Source organism: Pseudomonas sp. MEJ086, from assembly GCF_030209025.1.
GTDB classification, from domain to species: domain Bacteria; phylum Pseudomonadota; class Gammaproteobacteria; order Pseudomonadales; family Pseudomonadaceae; genus Aquipseudomonas; species Aquipseudomonas fulva_A.
In genome coordinates this window covers 64,160-85,681 of record NZ_JARVSV010000041.1, presented here as the reverse complement: position 1 = coordinate 85,681, position 21,522 = coordinate 64,160, and the positions used below count along the sequence as shown (strand labels likewise).

Here is a 21,522-nt window from a genome sequence, read left to right as displayed (position 1 = left end):
TCATCTGTGGCCTGGCGGTATCAATGCCGCCAGAACGCGGGCATCAGCAGCACCAGCACGGTGAGGATTTCCAGGCGGCCCAGCAGCATGCCCAGAGTCAGCAGCCACTTGGCCATGTCCGGCAGGCTGGCGTAGGTGCCGGCAGGGCCGATGATCGGGCCCATGCCGGGACCGACACCAGCGACCGTGCTGGCGGCGCCGCTCAGCGCGGTGATCCAGTCCAGGCCGCAGAGGGTCAGCGCCAGCGCCAGCAGGGCGATGGTGATGGTGAAGAAAAACGAGAAGGTGAGAATCGAGCGGACGATGTCCTCGTCGAGACGGTGGCGGTTGTACTGCTGCTTGATCACCGCGCGGGGGTGCACCAGCTGCATCAGGTTGGCCTTGAGCAGAATGTAGGCGACCTGAAAACGGAAGATCTTCAAGCCACCGGCGGTGGAGCCGGAGCAACCGCCGATGAACCCCAGATAGAAGAACAGCATCCCGGCGAAACCACCCCACAGTGAGTAGTCGCCGAGTGCGAAACCGGTGGTGGTCATGATCGAGGTGGTATTCACCGCGACGTGGCGCAGGGCATCGAGCCAGTGCAGGTCGGTAGTCAGGTAGTACCAGATGCCGAGGATCAGCCAGGTGCCCAGCAAAATGGAGAGAAAACCACGCACTTGCTGGTCGCCCAGCACCGCGCCGAAGTTGCCGCGCAAGGTCGAAACGTAGAGCACGAATGGCAGGCTGCCGAGAATCATCAGCACCACGGCCACCCAATGCACCGCCGGTTGCGTCCACTTGGCCAGCGACAGGTCCGAGGTGGAGAAGCCGCCTGTCGAAATCGCCGACATGCTGTGGTTGATGGCGTCGAAGAAACTCATACCGGCCAGCCACAACCCCAGGCAGCCGAGCAGGCTGATACCCAGATAAGCCACCACCATGTACTTGGCGACCATGTGCGAGCGCGGCATGACCTTGTCGGAACGGTCCGACGACTCGGTCTGGAACAGCCGCATGCCACCGATGCGCAGCATCGGCAGAATGGCCACCGCCATGGCGATGAAGCCGATACCGCCGAGCCAGTGCAGCATGGAGCGCCAGATCAGGATGCCCGGTGACATGTTGTCCAGGCCGATCAGCACGGTGGCGCCTGTCGCCGTGATGCCCGACATGCTCTCGAAGAAGGCGTCGGTGTAACTCATGTGCTGGGTGAACATGAACGGCAGCGCGGCGAAAATGCACACCATCAGCCAGCTCGAAACCGTCAGCAGGTACATGTCGCGGGGGCGCAGATGCACATCCTGAGGACGGCCACGGGCGATCATCGACAGCCCGGCGATGAAGGTGATCAGGCTCGACCAGGCGAAGGGACTCACTTCTGCGGCGCGATCGAAGACGAACAGGGTGAACATCGGGCCGACCATGCCGATGGCCAGGGTGATCAGAAAAATGCCATTGATGAACGCGATGAGTCTTAGGGTTGGCCAGGCCATCGGTTTTATCCGCGAAAAAGTGGCGCCATTCTACCTGTGCCGCTGATGCTGTAAACCAGCCCGCTCAGGCGCCTCGATCGCCCGTCAGGGCGGCCACTCGTGCCACTTTACAAGTCCGTGGCGATGCATAGAATACGCCCTCAGGTGCCGGCCCTTGCCGGTTTCTGAGCCCTTTCCAAATCATGTCCAATCCTTGTCTCGCGTGTGGCGCCTGCTGTGCGCATTTTCGTGTGTCTTTTTTCTGGGGTGAGTGCCAGTCGGCAGGCGGAACCGTGCCGGACGAGCAGGTCATCCTGATCACTCCGCACCGCGTCGCCATGCGCGGCACCGAGGCCAAACCATCACGCTGCACCGCCTTGCTGGGCGATGTGGGGCAGGGCACTCGCTGCACACTGTATGAACAGCGTTCCAGCACCTGCCGCGAGTTCGAGGCCTCCTGGGCCAACGGCGAGCACAACCCGCATTGCGATGACGCGCGCAGGGCCTACGGCTTGCCGCCGCTGGTGCCGCCGTTGGAGCCTGAGCTGTCGCCGGACCGGGTTGCCTAGCGGCCAGGCCACGCATTTATGCGGGCATCCACCATCGCTTCGCCCGCAAGCGGGCTCCTACGGATCTGGGCCCGTTCGCGCGCTTGTTGTAGGAGCCAGCTTGCTGGCGATGGGTGGCTGCGCCGCGGATTGGCGTGATGGCCGCCATCGCATCGCCCGCAAGCGGGCTCCTACGGATCTGTGGTTGGTCGCGCGCTGGTTGTAGGAGCCGGCTTGCCGGCGATGGGTGGGTGCGCCGCGGATTGGCGTGATGGCCACCATCGCATCGCCCGCAAGCGGGCTCCTACGGATCTGTGGCTGGTCGCGCGCTGTTTGTAGGAGCCGGCTTGCCGGCGATGGGTGGGTGCGCCGCGGATTGGCGTGATGGCCGCCATCGCATCGCCCGCAAGCGGGCTCCTACGGATCTGTGGCTGGTCGCACGCTGGTTGTAGGAGCCGGCTTGCCGGCGATGGGTGGCTGCGCCGCGGATTGGCGTGATGGCCGCCTTCGCATCGCCCGCAAGCGGGCTCCTACGGACCTGTGGCTGGTCGCGCGCTTGTTGTAGGAGCCAGCTTGCTGGCGATTGGTGGGTGCGCCGCGGATTGGCGTGATGGCCGCCATCGCTTCGCCCGCAAGCGGGCTCCTCCGGAGCTGCGTCCAGGCCGTGCGTATGTGGCTCATGCTGGCGTCGCTTGGCTGGTAGAATCCCGGTTCTTTTTCTGGAGGTGAACCGATGGATGCTCTCGATGCGCTGATCTACCGTGTTTCCGCTCCTCGTTTGATCGACCCTGCACCCACCGCCGAGCAGCGTGAGCAGCTGTTTCGTGCCGCGTTGCGGGCGCCGGATCACGGGCAACTGCGCCCCTGGCGTTTCCTGACCGTCGAGGGTGATGCACGTCATGCGCTGGGCGAGCTGTTTGCCGAGGCGATCGCGGGCAAGTATCCCGATGCTGACGAGGAGGCGCTGACCAAAGCACGTAACATGCCGCTGCGGGCGCCACTGCTGATCGTCGTGATTGCCCGTACCCAGGAGCACCCCAAGGTTCCAGCTCAGGAGCAGGTACTGGCTGCAGGCTGCGCGGCGCACGGCATTCTGCTCGCCGCCTACGCCCAGGGTATCGGTGCGGTGTGGCGGACCGGCGAGTTGTCCCATGATCCGCTGGTGGATGCCGGCCTCGGCCTCGCGGGCAACGAGCAGGTGATTGGCTATCTCTATCTGGGGACGCCACAACGTGAACTGCGCGCGGTGCCACAAGTGGATACCGGCGAGTTCGTCAGTACCTGGGTGGGCAACGCTTAGGGCTCGTTGACGTTCCTGCGCGAGCCGCGTTGCCGCGAGAAATCTCCACGGACCCTAACTACTTTCCCGCTCGATCAGCTCGCACGCCAGCGGTTGCGGGGCATCGCTCGGTGCCTCCTCGAGTACACCCAGTTTCTGCAGGATGCGCTGCGCCGCCACTTCGCCGATCTGCCTGGCCGGTGGCCGGATGGTGGTCAGGCTGGGTATCAGCATCGGTGCGAAGGCGTAATCACCAAAGCCCACCACCGCGCAGTCTTCCGGGATGCGCAGGTCGGCGCGGCGGCCGGCGAGCAGGCCGCCAGCGGCCAGGTTGTCGTTGGCGAAGATGATCGCATCCGGGCGCTGCGCCCCCTGCATCAGGCTTTCCATTGCCTGCTTGCCCGCTTCAAAGGGTTGCAGGTTCTCATCCGGTGCGAACGCCCAAGGCTCGAGACCTGCTGCCCGCAAGGTATCGGCGTAGCCGTCGCGGCGCTCCAGCGCGCTGAAATCCCCAGGCACGCTGTTCTGCACGAATGCGATGCGCCGATAGCCCTTGCCCAGTAGATAGCGCGCCGCGGTCACGCCAACCTCGTAATGCACGAAGCCTACCTGCAGGGGCGCTCGTTCGGGGCGGTAGTCCCAGATCTCCACCAGCGGGATGTCGGCATCGGCGAGCATCTTTTCCGTACCGGCACTGTGGAAGTGGCTGGTGACCACCAGAGCGGCCGGCGACCAGCCGAGAAAGGCGCGCACTGCGCTTTCTTCCTGTTCCTCGCTGAAATAGCTGGAAGCCAGCAGCAACTGGTAGCCGTGGCGGCTGAGGGTGTCGCTGAAGCCCTGGATGGTCTGGGCGAAGATCGGCCCGGAGATGTTCGGGATGACCATGCCGACGATCCGCCCCCGCGCGGATGCCAACCCGCCAGCCACCAGATTGGGCACGTAGCCTAATTCGTCCACCGCACTGCGGATGCGCTCACGCAGTTCTTCGGACACCTGATCCGGCTGGTTGAAGTAGCGCGAGATGGTGATCGAGGACACGCCGACGCGCTCTGCGACGCTGCTCAGCGTGACGCGGCCTGCGCCGCGTCTCTTGCGTGGCGAGTCGGCTGGAGGGCGGGGCATGGGTGATCCTGACAGGAGGCTGGGGCGCTAAACATACTGCAACGTTAGCGCTAACAAAAGCGTTGGCAGCGCGTCTGGATATTTATTTTTTTGGAATATAAAAAGCATTTTTTATTATTTGACGATCTCTGAGGCGCTCTCCACACTTTGCCTTGTTAGCGCTAACAGCGCATCGCACTTCCGTCGCATGACTGCCACTCGCACGAGCGAGATCCGTTGACGACTGTGTGCAGTACGCTCGCCATGGGGCGAGCATCAATCGGTCAATCAGGCAGTGAACGTCATGCATAACGCATTTTTGCCGGCCGCCCGCAGTGCGCGCCGCCTCCGTGGTTCGATTTCCCTCCACCCACTGGCGGTCGCCGTGGTGCTCGCTTCCGGGGCCGCACCGCTCTGGGCGGCCGAGCCGAGCGAGCCCGCCGCCACTTCGTTGAAAGCCGTGACGGTCACCGCGACCCGCCGCGAGCAATCCCTGCAGGACGTGCCGGTCGCCGTGTCGGTGGTCGATGGCGAGCAGCTCGAGCGTGACAATCGCAATGGCGTCGCCAGCATCGTGCAGCAGGTGCCTACCCTGAATTTCCGCTCCGGTGCATCGAACAAGGACACCTCGCTGTTCATTCGCGGCGTAGGCACCATCTCCACCTCGCCAGGTGTCGAGCCGACCGTCGCGACGGTGATCGACGGCGTGGTGTTCGGCCGGCCGGGGCAGTCGACCCTGGACCTGCTCGATCTCGAGCGCATCGAGGTGCTGCGTGGCCCTCAGGGCACCTTGTTCGGCAAGAACGCCTCGGCTGGCGTCCTCAACATCGTTACCCGTGAGGCGCCCGAGGAGACCCGCGGTTATGTGGATTACTCGCACTTCGGTGGCGGCAACGAAAACCGCCTGCGCTTCGGCATCGGAGGCCGGTTGACCGACACCCTCAAGGGGTCGCTGAGTACCCTGTGGGGCAGCTACGACGGCAACGTCGAGAACGTCGCCAATGGTCATGACGTCAACGGTTACGACCGCAAGGGCGTGCGCGGCAAGCTGCAGTTCGAGCCCAACGAGGATTTCAAATTCACCCTGATCGGTGATTACCTGGAAGGCGAAGACACCATTCCCAGCGGCATCATCGTGTCGACCACCGCGCCGGCACTGTCCGCCGGTTTGCGGCCGAGCGAGCACAACGGCAAGATCAACAGCGATTACAAGACCCACGTCGAGGACACCAATACCGGCTTGTCCGGGCAGGCCGACTGGAGCCTGGGTGATTTCACGCTAACCTCGATCACTGCCTGGCGCGGCTGGGACAACACCCAGTACCAGGATGGCGACCGCAGTGCCCAGCTGCCGACCACTGCCTCTCATGACAAGGGCGACGTACGCTACGACCAGTATTCTCAGGAGCTGCGCCTGGCTTCGCCAAAAGGCGAATTTCTCGAATACGTGGTGGGCGCCTTCTACATGCATGGCCGTTCGGATGAGGTCTATCGCCGTCAATCGACCAACGGCGGCGTTACCAACAACGGCCGTGCCGATTACAGCGTGACCAACGACAGCTACGCGGTGTTTGGCGAGAACACCTTCCATTTCACCGATGATTTGCGCGGCATCCTCGGTCTGCGCTGGACCCATGACGACGTCGAGTACGATCACCGTCGCGCCTCCACATCGGCCACGGCAGTCACCGGCATCCAGCCAGCGACGCGCAGCTCCGGTTCGGTCGATGAAGATGGCTGGACCGGCCGTATCGGCGGTCAGTACGACTTCACCGACAACCTGATGGGCTACGCCACCTACTCGCGTGGTTACAAAGGGCCAGCCTACAACGTGTTCTTCAACATGCAGCCGCGCGATACCGAGGCGCTGAAACCGGAGACCTCCGATTCGTATGAAATCGGCCTGAAGAGCACCGCCTGGAACAACCGCCTGGTCACCAACCTCGCGGTATTCCACACCGATTACGATAACTACCAGGCCAACTTCTTCGACACCGTGGCCAATCAGGTGGTAACCCGCCTGATCAACGCTGGCAGCGTCAAGACGCAGGGCGTCGAGCTGGATTACAGCCTGCAGGCCACTCGTCAGCTGAAACTGTCCGGCGCCGTTGCCTACACCAAGGCGCGGGTCGACAGCTTCCAGTGCCCGCCGGGCGCTGCGGCAACCTGCGATATCGACGGCTCGCCATTGCCGTTCACGCCGGACTGGAAGAGCTACGTGCGTGCCGACTACAGCATCCCGCTGGACAACGGCCTGGACGTGGAACTGAGCTCGGACTACAGCTGGCAGGACAAGGTGCAGTACAGCCTCGACCAGAACCCAGGCACCACCCAGAGCGCCTACGGCATCTGGAATGCCAGCGTGGCCCTGGCCAACTACAACGATGGCTGGCGTGTGGCGCTGTTGGCGAAGAACCTGACCGACAAGTCCTACTCCACCATGCTGGCCTCGGGCGGTAACCATATCTACCGTATGGCGCCACGTGACGATCAACGCTATTTCGGTGTGCAACTGCGCAAGGATTTTTGACAAACAGCGTGCCTACCTAGCGTGCGGAACCCGCCCGAGCCGATAGAACGGCAGGGCGGTCATGCATTCACCCAGGGATTCATCATGACTCGATCCACCCGCCAGCTCAGTCTCGGCGCATTTCTCATGGCCACCGGGCACCACGTCGCTGCCTGGCGCCATCCGGACGTACCAGCCGATCCACTGGATTTCTCGGTTTACAAACGTACTGCGCAGATCGCCGAAGCGGCCTGCTTCGACGCGCTGTTCGTGGCCGACAGCGTGGCTGCACCGACCGATGCCATCGCCAGCCGGATGCCGCGCTCGGCGCATTTCGAACCCCTGACGCTGCTTTCTGCGCTGAGCGCGGTGACCGAGCGCATCGGCCTGATCAGCACGGTAACCACCAGCTACAACGAGCCCTATCACGTGGCCCGCAAGTTCGCCTCCCTTGACCAGCTCTCAGGTGGTCGCGCAGGCTGGAACCTGGTGACATCGGACGCCGCCGCCGAGGCCTACAACTTCGGCCGCGACGCGCACATTCCCCACGCCGAGCGCTATGCCCGCGCGCGGGAGTTCCATGATGTGGTCACCGGGCTCTGGGACAGCTGGGCAGACGACGCCTTCCTGCACGACAAGGCCAGCGGCCAGTTCTTCGATCCGGCCAAATTGCATGTGCTCGACCATCAGGGGGAGCACTTCAAGGTACGCGGGCCGCTGAACGTGGCCCGCTCGCCCCAGGGCAGGCCGGTGATCGTTCAGGCGGGCTCCTCGGAAACCGGTCGGCAGCTCGCCGCAGAGACCGCCGAGGTGGTCTTCACGGCGCAGACCTCGCTGGCCAAGGCCCAGGCGTTCTATGCCGATCTCAAGGGGCGGTTGCACGGCTTCGGGCGCCGCGAGGATTCGCTGAAGATCATGCCCGGCGTGTTCGTGGTGGTCGGTCAGAGCGAGGGCGAAGCCCGCGAGAAATTCGAGCGCTTCCAGGAGCTGGTCGAACCACAGGTCGGCATCGCGCTGCTGGGGCGCATGCTGGGCAACTTCGATCTGTCCGGCTACCCGGCCGATGGTCCGCTGCCGGAGCTGCCGCTGACCGAGAATGGTCAGCAGAGCCGGCAGAAACTGCTGACCGAACTGGCAGGGGCGGAGAACCTGACCCTGGCGCAACTGGGGCGGCGTATCGCTGGCGGGCGCGGGCATTACAGCCTGATCGGCACACCCACGCAGATCGCCGACGAATTACAGGCCTGGTTCGAGGAGCGCGCTGCCGACGGCTTCAACGTGCTGGTACCGCATCTGCCGGCCGGTCTGGAAGATTTCGCCACGCAGGTGGTGCCCGAGTTGCAGCGTCGCGGGCTATTCCGCCGCGAGTACCAAGGCCGCACGCTGCGCGATCATCTGGGCCTGAGTGCGCCGCAGAACCGCTTCTTCACGCAGGAAAATCGATGAAACTCGTCCTCGCCTGTCTGTTGGCCCTCGGGATTCCCGGCAGCGCGTTCGCGCTGTATGGCGACGCCCGCCCAGACGCCCCCGAGCTTGCCGCGCGCGGTGAGCATCAGGTGGGCGTACGTACCCTTGAGCTGGTAAACCGCGATCAACTCGACGTGCTGTCCATCGATGCCAAGAATCCTGCGCCGCGTTACGAGCGAAGGCTGCGCCTGGAAATCTGGTATCCCGCGCAACTGTCGGCCGGGCAACAGGAGCTGACCACCTACCGCGACGTGCTGGGTGCCGGTGCCAACGACCCCAAACGGCCCAACACGCCGTTCGAGTTCCAGGGCCGAGCCTTGCGTGATGCGCCGGCGAGCGAGGGCCGTTACCCGCTGGTCATCGTCTCCCACGGCTACCCGGGCTCGCGTCTGCAGATGAGCTACCTGACCGAGCACCTGGCCTCCCACGGTTATGTGGTGGCGGCCATCGATCACCCGGAGTCGACCCGCGCGGACAAGGCCGGTTTCGCCAGCACGCTGCTCAATCGCCCGCTGGACGATCTGTTCGTGCTCCAGCAGTTGAGCGCCTTGAGCGAGGTAGGCAGTGACAGCTTCCTGGCCGGGCATCTGGACGTGCAGCGCACCGCTTTGCTGGGTTACTCCATGGGCGGCTACGGCGCATTGAATGCCGCCGGCGCCGGAGTCAGCGCGGTGGCCAGCAGCCTGGTGCCGGGCTCCGCGCTCGAGTCGCGACGTGCCGGAAACAGCGTTTACGAGGGTGGCCGAGATACACGGATCAAGGCGTTGGTGCTGTTCGCGCCCTGGGGCGGGCGGCAGGGCATCTTCGATCAGGCCGGTCTGGCTGGCCTGCGGGTGCCTAGCCTGTTCGTCGCCGGTGACCAGGACGACGTCTCCGGTTATCGCGACGGTATCAGGCGCCTGGTGGACGGCGCGGTGAATGCCGAGCGCTATCTGCTGGTCTATCAAAATGCACGCCATAACGTGGCACCGAATCCGCCACCGCCTGCCGCCAGCAGTCATCCCGACGATTTCTCCGCCTATGCGGAGCCGGTGTGGGACAGTGCGCGGATCAACAACATCAACCAGCATTTCGTTCTGGCGTTTCTCGACCAGCAGCTCAAGGGGCTGGACAGAAAGGCCTATCTTGATCTGACGCCGCTGGCCGTCGACGGCAAATGGTCGCTGGACGGCGAGGGTCGCCAGCAGGCCGACCACAGCTACTGGCATGGTTTCAAGCAGCGCAGCGCCGTGGGCCTCGAGTGGTACCACCTGCCCGCCGCGCAACCTGCACCTATTCCCTGATGGAGAACTTCTGATGACCTACATCGCCAACCCGCAGCGCTATGAGCGTGTACCCTATCGCCGCGTCGGCCGCAGTGGCCTGGTGCTGCCGGCCCTGTCTCTGGGCCTGTGGCACAACTTCGGTGACGCCACTCCCATCGACACCCAGCGCGCGCTGCTGCGTACGGCGTTCGATCTGGGGATCAATCACTTCGATCTGGCCAACAACTATGGGCCGCCCTATGGCAGCGCCGAGAGCAATTTCGGCCGTTTGCTGCGTGAGGATTTCAGGCAGTACCGTGATGAGCTGATCATCTCCACCAAGGCCGGCTGGGACATGTGGCCTGGCCCCTACGGGCAGGGCGGCAGTTCGCGCAAGTACCTGATTTCCAGCCTCGACCAGAGCCTGCAGCGCCTCGGCGTGGACTACGTCGACATCTTCTATTCGCACCGCTTCGACCCGCACACGCCGCTGGAAGAAACCGCCGGGGCACTGGCCAGCATCGTCGAGCAGGGCAAGGCGCTGTACATCGGCATCTCCTCCTACTCGGCAGGCAAGACCCAGGAAATCGCCGCGCTGCTGCGGGCACGCAACGTGCCGCTGCTGATCCATCAGCCGGCCTACAACCTGTTCAATCGCTGGATCGAGAAGGATCTGCTGACGGCGACCGAGGAGGAGGGCGCCGGGGTGATCGTGTTCACCGCGCTGGCCCAGGGGCTGCTCAGTGACAAGTACCTCGATGGCATTCCCGCCGACGCTCGGGTCAATCGCCCGGGTGGCGCGTCACTGCGGCCCGAGCATCTGTCCGACGACAACATCGCTCGTGCCCGCGCCCTCAACGAAATCGCTCAACGCCGCGGCCAGAGCCTGGCACAGCTGGCGCTGGCCTGGACCCTGCGCGATCCGAGGGTCACCTCGGCGCTGATCGGCGCGAGCAAGCCGGAGCAGATCACCGAGAACGTCGCGGCGCTGGACAACCTGGCGTTCAGCGCCGAGGAACTGGCGGAGATCGACCGCTACGCCGTCGAGGGCGGCATCAACCTCTGGGAAAAACCGTCGACCGACTGGCAGGAGTGAGCATGAAAGGTATGAAGTTAGCGCTCGCCGCACTGGCGTTGATCGGTCTTGCGCAGGCTGTACATGCCGACCCGCAGACCTTGCGCATCGGCTACCAGAAAGGCTCGGTCAGCCTGGTGCTGGCCAAGGAGCACGGCATGCTGGAAAAGCGTTTCGCCGACACCAAGGTGCAGTGGATCGAGTTCCCTGCGGGCCCGCAAATGCTCGAAGCGCTGAACATCGGCAGCCTGGACATCGGCGCCACGGGTGATATCCCGCCGATCTTCGCCCAGGCCGCAGGCGCCGATCTGCTGTACATCGCCGCCGAGCCACCGAAGCCCCAGGCCGAGGTGATTCTGGTGCCCAAGAGCAGCTCCATTCAGTCGGTAAAAGAACTCAAGGGCCGCAAGGTCGCCTTGCAGAAGGGCTCCAGCGCGCACAACCTGGTACTGCGTGCGCTGCAGCGTGAAGGCCTGAGTTTCGCCGATATCCAGCCGATCTACCTGGCGCCCTCTGACGCCCGTGCCGCCTTCGAGAGCGGTAGCGTGGATGCCTGGGCCATCTGGGACCCGTTCTATTCGGCCATCGATCTGGAAGGCAAGGCGCGTCTGCTGGCCAATGGTGAGGGCCTGGGTTTCATCGGCCCGTTCTTCCTCGCTGCGCGGCCCTATGCCGAAGCCAACCCGGCATTCATTGCGCAACTGCTGGAAGAACTCGGCCGCGCCGAGGCACTGACTCGTGATGACAAGGCAGCCAGCATCAGCCTGCTGTCACGTTTCATGGGTTTGCCCGAAGCGGTGATCGAGCGCACCTTCAGCCACCGCCCGCCGTCGCCGCCCATCCCGGTCAGCGACGAAATCGCCGCCGCCCAGCAGCGCACCGCCGACCTGTTTCTGGAAAACCGCCTGCTGCCCAAACGAGTCGATGTGCAGAGCGCCGTCTGGAGGCCTTGAGGTAGACGATACGATCGTTCCCACGTTGAACCGCGGCCTCTGGCGACACTTGGATCGTTCCCACGCTCATGCGTGGGAATGCCTCTGAGGACGCTCCGCGTCCAGTACCTCGCGTGACCACGCAGGCACGTGGGAACTATCGACAACGGACGGTGACCGGCTTATTTGGGCGCGCGCGAGGCGCGCGAATCGCGGGCATGGCCCGCTCCCACGGTGGAGCGCACGGTGTCAGCTCACCGCTTCGTGACCGCGATGGTAGATGGAAAGAGCGTCAGCTACGCGTCCCGATCCGCCCTACATCTGTGTGGGAGCGCGCCATGCGCGCGAATCGCGGGCGCGGCCCGCTGCCACGTTAAACCACCGCCTCGAGCGGCAGAATCAGTTGTGGATCGTTCCCACGCTCCTGCGTGGGAATGCCTCTGAGGACGCTCCGCGTCCAGTACCTCGCGTGACCACGCAGGCACGTGGGAACTATCGACAACGGACGGTGACCAGCTTGTGTGGGCGCGCGCGGCGCGCGCGGCGCGCGAATCGCGGGCATGGCCCGCTCCCACGGTGGATCGCACGATGTCAGCTCACCGCTTCGTGACCGCGATGGATCGTTCTCACGCTCCTGCGTGGGAACGCCTCTGAGGACGCTCCGCGTCCAGTACCTCGTGTGACCACGCAGGCACGTGGGAACTATCGACAACGGACGGCGACCTGCTTATTTGGGCGCGCGCGAGGCGCGCGAATCGCGGGCATGGCCCGCTCCCACGGTGGAGCGCACGGTGTCAGCTCACCGCTTCTTGAGCGCGATGGTGTATGAAAAGAGCGTCAGCTACGCGTCTCGATCCACCCTGCATCTGTGTGGGAGCGCGCCATGCGCGCGAATCGCGGGCATGGCCCGCTCCCACGGTGTGTCGCACGATGTCAGCTCACCGCTTCGTGACCGCGATGGTGAATGAAAAGAGCGTCAGCTACGCGTCCCGATCCGCCCTACATCTGTGTGGGAGCGCGCCATGCGCGCGAGGCGCGGGTGCGGCCCGCTGTCACGTTAAACCACCGCCTCGAGCGGCAGAATCAGTTTGGCGCTGAAACCACCGTCCGGATGGTTTTCCAGTTGCAGGCGACCGCCGTGGCGTTCTGCGGCGCGGCGGGCGATGGCCAGGCCGAGGCCGTGGCCGGCAGCGCTCTGGCCGGGGGCGCGGAAGAAGGGTTCGCCGAGTTGTGCCAGGTGCTGTTCGGGAACGCCGGGGCCGTGGTCGCGGACCTCCAGGTACACCTCATCGGTGCGGCGTACGAAATTCAACTCGATGGGCTGCCCCTCGGGGCTGAAGCGCAGGGCGTTGCGCAGCAGGTTGTCCAGCGCCCGCTCGAGCATGTCCGGCCAGCCCAGCAAGTGCATGCCCGGCTGCAGGCTGACGTCCAGTTGCTGTTCGGGATGGCTGAGTTTGACGTCCTCGCGCAGCTTGCCGGCCAGTTGTGCCAGGTCGATGCCCTGCGCCGAACCCGGTTCAGCGTCGAGGCGTGCCAGGGCGAGGATTTCGCTGATCAGGTCTTCCAGGCGATCGCATTCGCGAATCAGCCGTGGCCAGAGTTTTTCCCGCTCCGCAGGCTCTGCGCGTTCCGCCAGCGCCAGGGCGATGCGCAGGCGGGCGAGCGGCGAACGCAGCTCATGGGAGACGTCGCGCAACAGCTGGCGCTGGCTGCCGATCAGGTCCTGCAGGCGCGCGCCCATGCGGTTGAAGTCGTTGGCCAGCACACCCAGTTCATCACGGCGGCTGGCCAGGCGTGCCAGGCTGTTCTGCTGGTAAGCGGTCTGCCCGAGGTCGTGTACCGCGCCACGCAAACGATCCAGCGGGCGGGTGATGGACAGGGTCAGCAGTAGGCTGAACAGGGTCAGCACCACCAGTGCGATACCCAGCGCACTCAGCGGCCAGAGCAGGCTGCCACGGTGCCAGGCATCCAGCTCCGGGTGCGGGATGCGGTAGATGAACAGGTAGGTCTCACCGCTCGACGGGCTGGTGTAATCGGTGGTCAGGCGCCGCCAGGGCAAGCGCCGCTCGCCCTCGTTGCGCTCTTCGAAGGCCGCGGCGCGGGGCGGGAAGGTGCCGCGAACCACAGGCTGACCGGTTTCCGTCAGCACCTGGGTGTCGATGCGAAAACGCCGTTTGCGCTTTTCCAGCACGTCCTGCGCGGCGCGTGCGCCGTCCGTTTCATACGCCTGCACCCATTGTGCGGGCAGGTTTTCCAGGCCGGGGTGCTGGTTGAGAATCCAGGCGTCCTGGTTCAGGGCGCGACCCAGCAGCATGGACAGGCCTGCCACCAGGGCAATCGCCAGCCAGAAGCTGCCGAGAATCCGCCAGAACAATGAACGCACGTGAACTCCTTCAGACGCAGAAGCCTGTGCCACCCGAGGTGGCACAGGCGAGTAGTGGGGCCGTCATCTGGTCTTCAGACGACGGGCTGTCACGATCAGCCAGCTTTCTTGTGTTCGGCTTTCCAGGCTTCGAAGGCTTCGCGATCGGCCTTGCGTTCTTTCATCTTGGCCGCCTGTTCGTCGAAGGTCTTCTGCTGTTCCGGGGTCAGCAGGGCGCGAATGGCGCTCTGCTGCTTGTCGCGGGAAGCCTTGCGCTCGGTTTCCAGCGCCTGCTTGTCGGCAGCCGGCAGCTTGTCCAGATAACGCTGGGTGAGTTCGCGATCGTTCTTTCTCTGTTCGCCCATCAGTTTGTGTACCTGGCGTTGCTGGTCCTTGCTCAGATCCAGCTCATGGAAGAACCGCGGGCCGTGATCAGCGCCTGGGCGATGGTCACCACCGGGGGCTGCCATTGCCAGGGTCGGCAGGGTCATGGCGAGGAGCAGGGCGGTCATGGTCTTGCGCATGGTGTATCTCCTTGTCTCGAAACCGGCCAGTTGCCGGATGTGCCCAGATTAGGGGTTTCAAGGTAAGGCGCGGTCAGCCAAGGTAAAGGCAGGGTAAAGAGACTGAGTGCTATGTAAGTTGCTCAGATCGCGTAGTAATAGCCGCGGCTGCGCAGGGCGATGATGCGCTGGCGACCATCCGGGTGCGGGCCGATTTTCTTGCGCAGGTTGCTGACGTGCATGTCCAGGCTGCGGTCGTACAGGGTCAGCTTGCGGCCCAGGGCCAGTTGCGCGAGTACCTGCTTGTCCACCGGCTCGCCGGGTTGCTTGAGCAGTGCTTCGAGGACCCGGCTTTCGGACAGGGTCAGGACGATCTCCTGGCCATCTTCGCCAAGTGCGGCCACGCCGCGCGCCGGGCTGAAGCGCAGATCGCCCAGTTCCAACTGGCTGGAGGTGGCGGGCGGCAGGCTGCGGCGCAGCACGGCGCGCAGGCGGGCGGTCAGTTCACGGGGGTCGCAGGGTTTGGCCAGGTAATCGTCGGCGCCCAACTCCAGGCCGAGAATCCGATCCAGCGGCTCACCCCGGGCAGAGAGCATCAGCACGGGCAGTTCGGGGTGTTCGCCGCGTAGCTGCTTGAGCACCTCGAGGCCACTGCCGTCAGGCAGCATCACGTCCAGTACCACGGCGTCAGGGGCGCTTCGCGCGAGTGCCTGGCGGGCACCCTGGCCGTCGTGGCAGGCGGTGACCTGGAAGCCTTCCTGGGTCAGCCAACTGGCCAGCAGGTCACAGAGTTCGACGTCGTCGTCGATCAGCAGCAGATTGCTCATGGTAAGAGGCGACGATTCCTGATCAGGGCAGCACGTGTTTGAACGGCTTGACCACTATTTCCGCGTAAACGCCGGCCTCGCGGAAGGGATCGGCATTGGCCCAGGCTTTGGCGGCGTCCAGTGATTCGAATTCGGCGATGATCAGGCTGCCGCTGAAACCGGCCGGGCCTGGGTCGTTGCTGTCGATGGCCGGGTTGGGGCCGGCGATGATCAGGCGTCCTTCGGTTTTCAGTTTTTCCAGGCGTGCCAGGTGGGCAGGGCGTACGGAAAGACGACGCTCCAGGGAGTTTTCCACGTCGGTGGCGATGATGGCGTAGAGCATGTCGATCCTTGTGTTCGGAAACATCGGGTGGGAACGCTGTGCAGTGCCAGCAAGAATCTGCCAGCCGAGGCATAATAACAAACATGAATCGTCGGGAAAGCGCCCCTTATGCAGGTTGATCTTCACTGTCACAGCACCGCCTCGGACGGCGCGCTGCCGCCTGCCGAAGTGGTTGCCCGCGCCCATGGGCGTGGCGTTCAGATGCTGGCGCTGACCGATCACGACACCCTCGAAGGGCTCGATGAGGCCAGCGCGGCCGCCACGGCGCTGGGGATGCGGCTGGTCAATGGCATCGAGCTGTCCTGCACCTGGGGCGGGGCGACCATCCACGTGCTCGGCTATGCCTTCGACAGTGAAGCGCCGGCATTGCGCCAGGCGATCGCCGACCTGCATCAGGGCCGCTGGTTGCGTGCCGAGGAGATTTCCCGGCGCCTGGCGCTCAAGGGCATGGATGGTGCGCTGGAAGGCGCCCGGGCCATTCAGCAGGCACAGGGGGAGAGCGGCAACGCGCCGGCGCGACCGCATTTCGCCGAGTTTCTGGTGCGCGGCGGTTACGTCAAGGACCGCGCCGATGCATTCCGCAAGTGGCTGGGTTCCGGCAAGCTGGGCGACGTCAAGCAGCACTGGCCTACGTTAGATGAAACGCTCGATACCCTGCGCCAGTCCAACGCATGGATCAGCCTGGCTCATCCCTGGCAGTACGATTTCACCCGCAGCAAGCGGCGCAAGCTGGTGACGGCTTTTGCGGCGGCTGGTGGCCATGCGTTGGAGGTGGTCAACGGCATGCAGCCTGCGGAGCAGGTCGGAGGCCTGGCGATCCTGGCGCGCGAGTTCGGTCTGCTGGCCAGTGTCGGCAGCGATTTTCACGCGCCCGGCGACTGGTCGGAGCTGGGACTGTACCGACCGTTGCCCGAAGATCTGTCACCCATCTGGACGCGGTTCGCCTGCGCCCCGTCTTCCGATGCCGTTTGAGAGCCCCTGACCATGAGCCAGTTTTTTCAGATACACCCGGAAAGTCCTCAGGCCCGCCTGATCAAGCAGGCGGTCGAAATCATCCGCAATGGCGGCGTGGTGGTCTATCCCACCGACTCGTCCTACGCGGTCGGTTGCGTGATGGGCGCCAAGAGTGCGCTGGAGCGCATTCGTCGCCTGCGTCAACTCGATGACAAACACAACTTCACCCTGGTGTGCCGTGACCTGTCGCAGCTCAGCACCTTCGCCAAGGTGGACACCGCCGCCTTTCGCCTGCTGAAGAACCACACACCCGGCCCCTACACCTTCATCCTCAACGCCACCCGGGAAGTGCCGCGCATGCTGCTGCACCCCAAGCGCCGTACCATCGGCCTGCGCGTGCCCAATCACCCGATCGCTTCGGCGCTGCTGGAGGAACTGGGCGAGACGATGATGAGTGTCAGCCTGATCCTGCCCGGCGAGGATCTGCCCATGAGCGATCCCTATGAAATGCGCCAGATACTCGAACATCAGGTGGACCTGATCATCGACGGCGGTTTCGGTGGCCTGGAAGCCTCCACGGTAATCAGCCTGGTGGACGACGAGCCCGAAGTGATCCGAGTTGGCTGTGGCGATCCGTCACCCTTTGCCGAGCAGCGCTGAGCCGATGTCCGCCCCTGCCGAACAGCTCGACAGCCAGGCCGGTGCTCAACAGGAGTTGCCATTCGCCCTGGTCTACGGGCAGGCGCTCACCGAGATGCCGGTGGATCTGTACATTCCGCCGGACGCTCTCGAGGTGTTTCTCGAGGCCTTCGAAGGCCCGCTGGACCTGCTGCTCTACCTGATTCGCAAGCAGAACATCGACGTGCTGGACATCCCCGTGGCGGAGATCACCCGCCAGTACATGGGCTATGTCGAGCTGATGCACAGCGTGCGCCTGGAGCTGGCCGCCGAGTACCTGGTGATGGCCGCCATGCTCGCCGAGATCAAATCGCGCATGCTTCTGCCACGCTCCTCCGAGGCGCAAGAGGAGGAGGACGATCCGCGTGCCGAACTGATTCGTCGCTTGCTGGAGTACGAACGCTTCAAGGCGGCGGCCGAAGGCATCGACACCTTGCCCAGGGTTGGCCGTGACCTGACCGTGCCGCGGGTCGAAGCCCCCGAAGCGCGAGCGCGCAAGTTGCTGCCCGAGGTCAGTCTGCAGGAACTGCTGGTGTCCATGGCCGAAGTGCTGCGCCGCGCCGATATGTTCGAGAGCCATCAGGTCAGCCGCGAGGCGCTCTCGACCCGTGAGCGCATGAGCGAAGTGCTGGAACGCCTCAAGGGCGGGGAGTTCGTGCCCTTCGTCGAGCTGTTCACGGCCGAGGAGGGGCGCCTCGGTGTGGTGGTGACCTTCATGGCGATTCTCGAACTGGTCAAGGAGTCGCTGGTCGAACTGGTGCAGAACGAGGCGTTCGCCGCCGTGCATGTACGTCTGCGCAATGAACAGAGCGTCGAGGAACTGGCGGACGAGCGCTGAGCCGCAGTAATCGCGTTTCACTTTCCATCGCTATTTCCAGCCATTAATCAGGACGATTCAATGAGTCTGTTTTCTCGCTTCTTCGGCCGTCAGGACGGCAGCAGCCCCGATAACACCGAGCTGGTCGCCAAGCCAGGCATCGACAACCCGCTCAGCCTGCAGGTGGTGTTCGCCCAGCCTCTGCGGATCGCCGAGGCGCCCCTGACGGCGGCCCTGCGCCGTTACCATCCGAGCATGGGCGATGCCCGCTGTGACATCGCTAACGAGGTTGAACAGTTCTTCGCCCTGGCCGGTTGGGGTTCCCATGTGGTGAAAATGGTCGGTTTCGACCATCCCTTTCCTGCTGACGCTCTGGAAAACTGCGTCGCTCCGGCGCACTACCCACAGCAGGTCAAGGACGAGGTGCGGCAACAGACCAGCCACATTCTGCTGTACTACGCAGGTCATGAAACCGATCCGCTGGAGCAATACGTGGCCCTGGCTGCCGTTGCCGGGGCGCTGGCTGGTTTCGGGGCGCTGGCGGTGCTCAACGAAACGGCGCATACCTCCTTGCCGGCTGCCGTGTTCGCCGATGAAGACATGGGCGAGCACAGTCTGGAGATCCTCCGTGACCTGCCGCTGACCATGCTGTACTGCGGCTTCGTGAAGTACCAGGTCGAGGGTGTGCATGGTGTGTGGATGCGTACTTATGGCAGTGATGCCTTCGGCCTGCCGGATTTCGCCGCGCTGGCTGCCGGTCACCATGAAGGCCAGCGTTACATGGACATCTTCAATACCGTGCTCGGCTATCTGATCCAGAGCGGCGCGCACATGGAGGCGGGGCACACCATGCAGATCGGCGAAACCGAGTTCATGCGGTTGCGCGAGCCAGCCGAGGGCGAGTACTACCTGCATGGCCCCGAGCGCGTGCTGGTTGCCGAGATCATCGCGGCGAGCGAGATCGTCAGCCAGTGACGGCGTGGCGCTCGCTGATTTGCTAAGCTGGCGCCGCCCCAGAACCAAGCAGACCTTGCCCAGACGATGAACCTGTCCGATCCCAAACAACTCTCCACCCTGCTCGAAGGCCTGCTGCTGGCAGCCGGCAAGCCCATGTCGCTGGAACGGCTGATGGAGTTGTTCGAGGAAACCGAGCGGCCCGGGGCGGACATATTCAGAAAGGCGTTGGCGATTCTGGGCGGCAGCTGCAAGGGGCGGGCCTTCGAGCTCAAGGAAGTGGCATCCGGTTATCGCCTGCAGATCCGCGAGAACCTTTCCACCTGGGTGGGGCGTCTGTGGGAGGAGCGGCCGCAGCGTTATTCCCGTGCCATGCTCGAAACCCTGGCGCTGATCGCCTACCGTCAGCCCATCACCCGTGGCGAGATCGAGGAAATTCGCGGTGTGGCCGTGAACAGCCAGATCGTCAAGACCCTGCAGGAGCGCGAGTGGATTCGCGTGGTGGGCTACCGGGAGGTACCTGGCAGGCCGGCGATGTTCGCCACCACCAAGGGCTTTCTCGATCATTTCAATCTGAAGAACCTCGATGAGCTGCCGCCCCTGGCCGCGCTGCGCGAACTGGAGCCCGAGCCGATCCTGGCCCAGGATGACGATCCGGACGTACCGCCGAGCCTGCAGGCTCGTGCCGATCTTGCCCAAGGCGAAGAACCTGAAGCGGATGGCCGCTCCGAAGCCGCTGCCGAGACCAGCTTCGGTTCGCTGCTGGCCGAACTCGATGCCATGGAGCAGGGCCTGAAAACCGATTTCGATGATCTGGCGCGCGGTGACGAAGAGCCGAACCGCGAAGAGCAGGGTGATGTCTCTACAGCTGAGGATGACAGCCGTGAAGAGAGCCCATGAAAGATCCCTGCATCAGCGTCTGCAAGTTCAGCGATACCATCTGCCTGGGCTGCGGGCGCAGCAAGGCCGAGATAAAGGCCTGGAAAAAACTCGACAAGGCTGAACAGCGCCTGGTGATGGCCGAAGCGGATATGCGCCTGATCTCGCTTGGCCCTAAAGCCCGGCGCAAGCGCTGAGTCGACATCGCTGGCTGGACGCCGTCATTTGCTCAGCTATGCTCTTGCGCCAGGTGCGTCGAGCGCCTTATCCGCGTATGATGCGCGCCCCTTCGACGACATGATCGTCCTATCACCAGAGAACACCGGGAGGTGCCCAGATGAGTGAAACCGAAGAATACAGCCCCGCTGGCGAAAAACTGCAGAAAGTCCTGGCTCGCATGGGTCTTGCTTCGCGCCGCGAAATCGAATCCTGGATCAGTGCCGGCCGCGTCAAGGTCAACGGCAAAGATGCCACCTTGGGCCAGCGCGTCGATCTGCACGACGCCATCGCCATCGACGGCCGCGTGCTGCGCCGCGAAGAAGCGGCGGAAACCGTGCGCCGCGTGCTGATCTACAACAAGCCCGATGGTGAGATCTGCACCCGCGACGACCCGGAAAAGCGCCCAACCGTTTTCGACCGTTTGCCGCGTCCGAAAGAAGGCCGCTGGATCAATATCGGCCGCCTCGACATCAATACCACCGGTCTGCTGATGTTCACCACCGACGGTGAACTGGCCAACCGCCTGATGCACCCGTCCTATCAGATGGACCGTGAGTACGCGGTGCGCGTACGTGGCGAAGTCGACGAGGAGATGATCGAACGCCTCAAGGCCGGCGTGATGCTCGAAGACGGCCCGGCGAAGTTCACCGACATCAAGGAAGCACCTGGCGGTGAGGGCTTCAACCACTGGTACCACTGCGTGGTCATGGAGGGTCGTAACCGCGAAGTGCGCCGCCTCTGGGAGTCCCAGGGACTGGTGGTCAGCCGTCTGAAGCGCGTGCGCTTCGGCCCGGTGTTCATGACTTCCGACCTGCCAATGGGCCGCTGGCGCGAAATGGGCCAGCGCGAAGTCGACATCCTCAGCGAGGAGGTCGGCCTCAAGCCAGTGGCTCTGCCGGAAATGAAGGAAAAGACTCGCGAGAAGCTCGATCGTCTGCAGCGTAAGGCCGCCAAACCCATTGGCCGAGGTGAGCGTCCGGCGCGTACCCTGCGCCCTGGCGCTCCAGCTCCCGCTCAGGGAACCGGCAGTGGTCGTGGCGCGCGTGACGAGCAGGGCGAACGCCCGACGCGTGCACCTCGCGCACCGCGCGGAGAGGGCCGCAGCGAGCCCTCGCGCGGCACGCCAGTGGCCGAGCGCCCACGTGACGTCGGCAAGAAACCCGGCAAACCGCGTGGCGAGCGTGCCGAATCCGGCGAACGCGCACCGCGCAAGCCGGCAGGTGCCGACAAGGGCCGCGGTCGCCCGGCAGGCGAAGGTCAGCGTCCGGGGTTCGGTCGTGGTAGCCGCAAGCCGCAGTGACTGGTCGTAAGGCAGCGCGTAGCGGCTGCCAGCGGCCATGAAAAAGGGCCCCCTCCGTCAGGAGTGGGGCCCTTTTGATTTTCCGGTCTGGCGAAGCT

The 21,522-nt window shown here is 64.3% G+C and carries 20 protein-coding genes; 14 read left to right on the top strand and 6 right to left on the bottom strand.

Going from position 1 to position 21,522, the window contains the following annotated elements; genetic code table 11:
* Positions 1-20 precede the first annotated feature (20 nt).
* Entirely contained in the window at positions 21-1,475 is a 1,455-nt protein-coding gene (locus tag QRN22_RS23805) for a TrkH family potassium uptake protein (protein WP_042554031.1), read from the bottom strand.
* 182 nt (positions 1,476-1,657) lie between these two features.
* On the opposite strand from QRN22_RS23805, the gene QRN22_RS23800 reads away from it, so the two are divergent.
* Positions 1,658-2,023 (top strand): YkgJ family cysteine cluster protein, encoded by a 366-nt coding sequence (locus QRN22_RS23800; RefSeq protein WP_042554032.1) that lies wholly within the window; start codon positions 1,658-1,660, stop codon positions 2,021-2,023.
* Between the two features lie 712 nt (positions 2,024-2,735).
* Positions 2,736-3,302, top strand: a complete 567-nt coding sequence (locus QRN22_RS23795; protein WP_042554033.1) for an NAD(P)H nitroreductase — start codon at positions 2,736-2,738, stop codon at positions 3,300-3,302.
* Between the two features lie 54 nt (positions 3,303-3,356).
* On the opposite strand, the gene QRN22_RS23790 is transcribed toward QRN22_RS23795, so the two are convergent.
* On the bottom strand, positions 3,357-4,403 hold the full coding sequence (locus tag QRN22_RS23790) for a LacI family DNA-binding transcriptional regulator (protein WP_042554034.1): 1,047 nt from the start codon (positions 4,401-4,403) through the stop codon (positions 3,357-3,359).
* A 283-nt stretch (positions 4,404-4,686) separates the two neighbouring features.
* Here QRN22_RS23790 and QRN22_RS23785 point away from each other — a divergent pair, with 283 nt between their 5' ends.
* From QRN22_RS23785 to QRN22_RS23765, 5 genes are all read left to right on the top strand, one after another.
* Positions 4,687-6,912 (top strand): TonB-dependent receptor, encoded by a 2,226-nt coding sequence (locus tag QRN22_RS23785; protein ID WP_082045787.1) that lies wholly within the window; start codon positions 4,687-4,689, stop codon positions 6,910-6,912.
* A gap of 84 nt (positions 6,913-6,996) precedes the next feature.
* Positions 6,997-8,337, top strand: coding sequence for an LLM class flavin-dependent oxidoreductase (locus QRN22_RS23780; RefSeq protein ID WP_042554035.1), 1,341 nt, complete (start codon positions 6,997-6,999; stop codon positions 8,335-8,337).
* Entirely contained in the window at positions 8,334-9,641 is a 1,308-nt protein-coding gene (locus QRN22_RS23775) for an alpha/beta hydrolase family protein (RefSeq protein ID WP_042554036.1), read from the top strand. The genes QRN22_RS23780 and QRN22_RS23775 overlap by 4 nt, the downstream gene beginning before the upstream one ends.
* Positions 9,642-9,654: 13 nt before the next feature.
* Positions 9,655-10,698 carry an L-glyceraldehyde 3-phosphate reductase gene (gene mgrA, locus QRN22_RS23770; protein WP_042554037.1) on the top strand — a complete coding sequence of 348 codons (1,044 nt, stop codon included), beginning with the start codon at positions 9,655-9,657 and terminating at the stop codon, positions 10,696-10,698.
* Positions 10,699-10,700: 2 nt separating this feature from the next.
* Positions 10,701-11,630 carry an aliphatic sulfonate ABC transporter substrate-binding protein gene (locus QRN22_RS23765; RefSeq protein WP_082045788.1) on the top strand — a complete coding sequence of 310 codons (930 nt, stop codon included), beginning with the start codon at positions 10,701-10,703 and terminating at the stop codon, positions 11,628-11,630.
* A 1,036-nt stretch (positions 11,631-12,666) separates the two neighbouring features.
* Here the strand turns inward: QRN22_RS23765 and QRN22_RS23760 are convergent.
* The 4 genes from QRN22_RS23760 to QRN22_RS23745 all read right to left on the bottom strand — a co-directional run bounded on the left by QRN22_RS23760 (position 12,667) and on the right by QRN22_RS23745 (position 15,623).
* The gene (locus QRN22_RS23760; protein WP_042554038.1) at positions 12,667-13,992 is read right to left on the bottom strand and encodes a sensor histidine kinase; all 1,326 of its coding nucleotides are present in this window, start codon (positions 13,990-13,992) and stop codon (positions 12,667-12,669) included.
* A 95-nt stretch (positions 13,993-14,087) separates the two neighbouring features.
* Complete coding sequence (locus tag QRN22_RS23755) at positions 14,088-14,495, bottom strand: Spy/CpxP family protein refolding chaperone (protein WP_042554039.1); 408 nt, start codon at positions 14,493-14,495, stop codon at positions 14,088-14,090.
* Positions 14,496-14,617: 122 nt separating this feature from the next.
* A complete protein-coding gene (locus QRN22_RS23750; RefSeq protein WP_042554040.1) occupies positions 14,618-15,301 on the bottom strand; it encodes a response regulator transcription factor in 684 nt (227 codons plus the stop codon).
* A gap of 22 nt (positions 15,302-15,323) precedes the next feature.
* On the bottom strand, positions 15,324-15,623 hold the full coding sequence (locus QRN22_RS23745; protein ID WP_042554041.1) for a YciI family protein: 300 nt from the start codon (positions 15,621-15,623) through the stop codon (positions 15,324-15,326).
* Positions 15,624-15,731: 108 nt separating this feature from the next.
* Here QRN22_RS23745 and QRN22_RS23740 point away from each other — a divergent pair, with 108 nt between their 5' ends.
* The 7 genes from QRN22_RS23740 to rluB all read left to right on the top strand — a co-directional run bounded on the left by QRN22_RS23740 (position 15,732) and on the right by rluB (position 21,424).
* Positions 15,732-16,595, top strand: coding sequence for a PHP domain-containing protein (locus tag QRN22_RS23740; RefSeq protein WP_042554042.1), 864 nt, complete (start codon positions 15,732-15,734; stop codon positions 16,593-16,595).
* Between the two features lie 12 nt (positions 16,596-16,607).
* Positions 16,608-17,237, top strand: coding sequence for an L-threonylcarbamoyladenylate synthase (locus tag QRN22_RS23735; protein ID WP_042554043.1), 630 nt, complete (start codon positions 16,608-16,610; stop codon positions 17,235-17,237).
* Between the two features lie 4 nt (positions 17,238-17,241).
* Positions 17,242-18,093 (top strand): segregation and condensation protein A, encoded by an 852-nt coding sequence (locus QRN22_RS23730; RefSeq protein ID WP_042554044.1) that lies wholly within the window; start codon positions 17,242-17,244, stop codon positions 18,091-18,093.
* A gap of 60 nt (positions 18,094-18,153) precedes the next feature.
* Positions 18,154-19,047 carry a DUF4261 domain-containing protein gene (locus tag QRN22_RS23725; RefSeq protein ID WP_042554045.1) on the top strand — a complete coding sequence of 298 codons (894 nt, stop codon included), beginning with the start codon at positions 18,154-18,156 and terminating at the stop codon, positions 19,045-19,047.
* Between the two features lie 66 nt (positions 19,048-19,113).
* On the top strand, positions 19,114-19,926 hold the full coding sequence (gene scpB, locus QRN22_RS23720) for an SMC-Scp complex subunit ScpB (RefSeq protein ID WP_042554046.1): 813 nt from the start codon (positions 19,114-19,116) through the stop codon (positions 19,924-19,926).
* On the top strand, positions 19,923-20,102 hold the full coding sequence (locus QRN22_RS23715; protein WP_042554047.1) for a DUF1289 domain-containing protein: 180 nt from the start codon (positions 19,923-19,925) through the stop codon (positions 20,100-20,102). Before scpB ends, QRN22_RS23715 begins: the two co-directional genes overlap by 4 nt.
* A 140-nt stretch (positions 20,103-20,242) precedes the next feature.
* Positions 20,243-21,424: a 23S rRNA pseudouridine(2605) synthase RluB gene (gene rluB / locus QRN22_RS23710; RefSeq protein ID WP_042554048.1), complete on the top strand. Its 1,182-nt coding sequence runs from the start codon at positions 20,243-20,245 to the stop codon at positions 21,422-21,424.
* Positions 21,425-21,522: the final 98 nt, after the last annotated feature.

Bases quoted from the DNA above. Each gene is read 5' to 3' on its own strand.
- QRN22_RS23805 (WP_042554031.1), bottom strand. From the start codon at position 1,475: ATGGCCTGGCCAACCCTAAGACTCATCGCGTTCATCAATGGCATTTTT.
- QRN22_RS23800 (WP_042554032.1), top strand. From the start codon at position 1,658: ATGTCCAATCCTTGTCTCGCGTGTGGCGCCTGCTGTGCGCATTTTCGT.
- QRN22_RS23795 (WP_042554033.1), top strand. From the start codon at position 2,736: ATGGATGCTCTCGATGCGCTGATCTACCGTGTTTCCGCTCCTCGTTTG.
- QRN22_RS23790 (WP_042554034.1), bottom strand. From the start codon at position 4,403: ATGCCCCGCCCTCCAGCCGACTCGCCACGCAAGAGACGCGGCGCAGGC.
- QRN22_RS23785 (WP_082045787.1), top strand. From the start codon at position 4,687: ATGCATAACGCATTTTTGCCGGCCGCCCGCAGTGCGCGCCGCCTCCGT.
- QRN22_RS23780 (WP_042554035.1), top strand. From the start codon at position 6,997: ATGACTCGATCCACCCGCCAGCTCAGTCTCGGCGCATTTCTCATGGCC.
- QRN22_RS23775 (WP_042554036.1), top strand. From the start codon at position 8,334: ATGAAACTCGTCCTCGCCTGTCTGTTGGCCCTCGGGATTCCCGGCAGC.
- mgrA (WP_042554037.1), top strand. From the start codon at position 9,655: ATGACCTACATCGCCAACCCGCAGCGCTATGAGCGTGTACCCTATCGC.
- QRN22_RS23765 (WP_082045788.1), top strand. From the start codon at position 10,701: ATGAAAGGTATGAAGTTAGCGCTCGCCGCACTGGCGTTGATCGGTCTT.
- QRN22_RS23755 (WP_042554039.1), bottom strand. From the start codon at position 14,495: ATGCGCAAGACCATGACCGCCCTGCTCCTCGCCATGACCCTGCCGACC.
- QRN22_RS23750 (WP_042554040.1), bottom strand. From the start codon at position 15,301: ATGAGCAATCTGCTGCTGATCGACGACGACGTCGAACTCTGTGACCTG.
- QRN22_RS23745 (WP_042554041.1), bottom strand. From the start codon at position 15,623: ATGCTCTACGCCATCATCGCCACCGACGTGGAAAACTCCCTGGAGCGT.
- QRN22_RS23740 (WP_042554042.1), top strand. From the start codon at position 15,732: ATGCAGGTTGATCTTCACTGTCACAGCACCGCCTCGGACGGCGCGCTG.
- QRN22_RS23735 (WP_042554043.1), top strand. From the start codon at position 16,608: ATGAGCCAGTTTTTTCAGATACACCCGGAAAGTCCTCAGGCCCGCCTG.
- QRN22_RS23730 (WP_042554044.1), top strand. From the start codon at position 17,242: ATGTCCGCCCCTGCCGAACAGCTCGACAGCCAGGCCGGTGCTCAACAG.
- QRN22_RS23725 (WP_042554045.1), top strand. From the start codon at position 18,154: ATGAGTCTGTTTTCTCGCTTCTTCGGCCGTCAGGACGGCAGCAGCCCC.
- scpB (WP_042554046.1), top strand. From the start codon at position 19,114: ATGAACCTGTCCGATCCCAAACAACTCTCCACCCTGCTCGAAGGCCTG.
- QRN22_RS23715 (WP_042554047.1), top strand. From the start codon at position 19,923: ATGAAAGATCCCTGCATCAGCGTCTGCAAGTTCAGCGATACCATCTGC.
- rluB (WP_042554048.1), top strand. From the start codon at position 20,243: ATGAGTGAAACCGAAGAATACAGCCCCGCTGGCGAAAAACTGCAGAAA.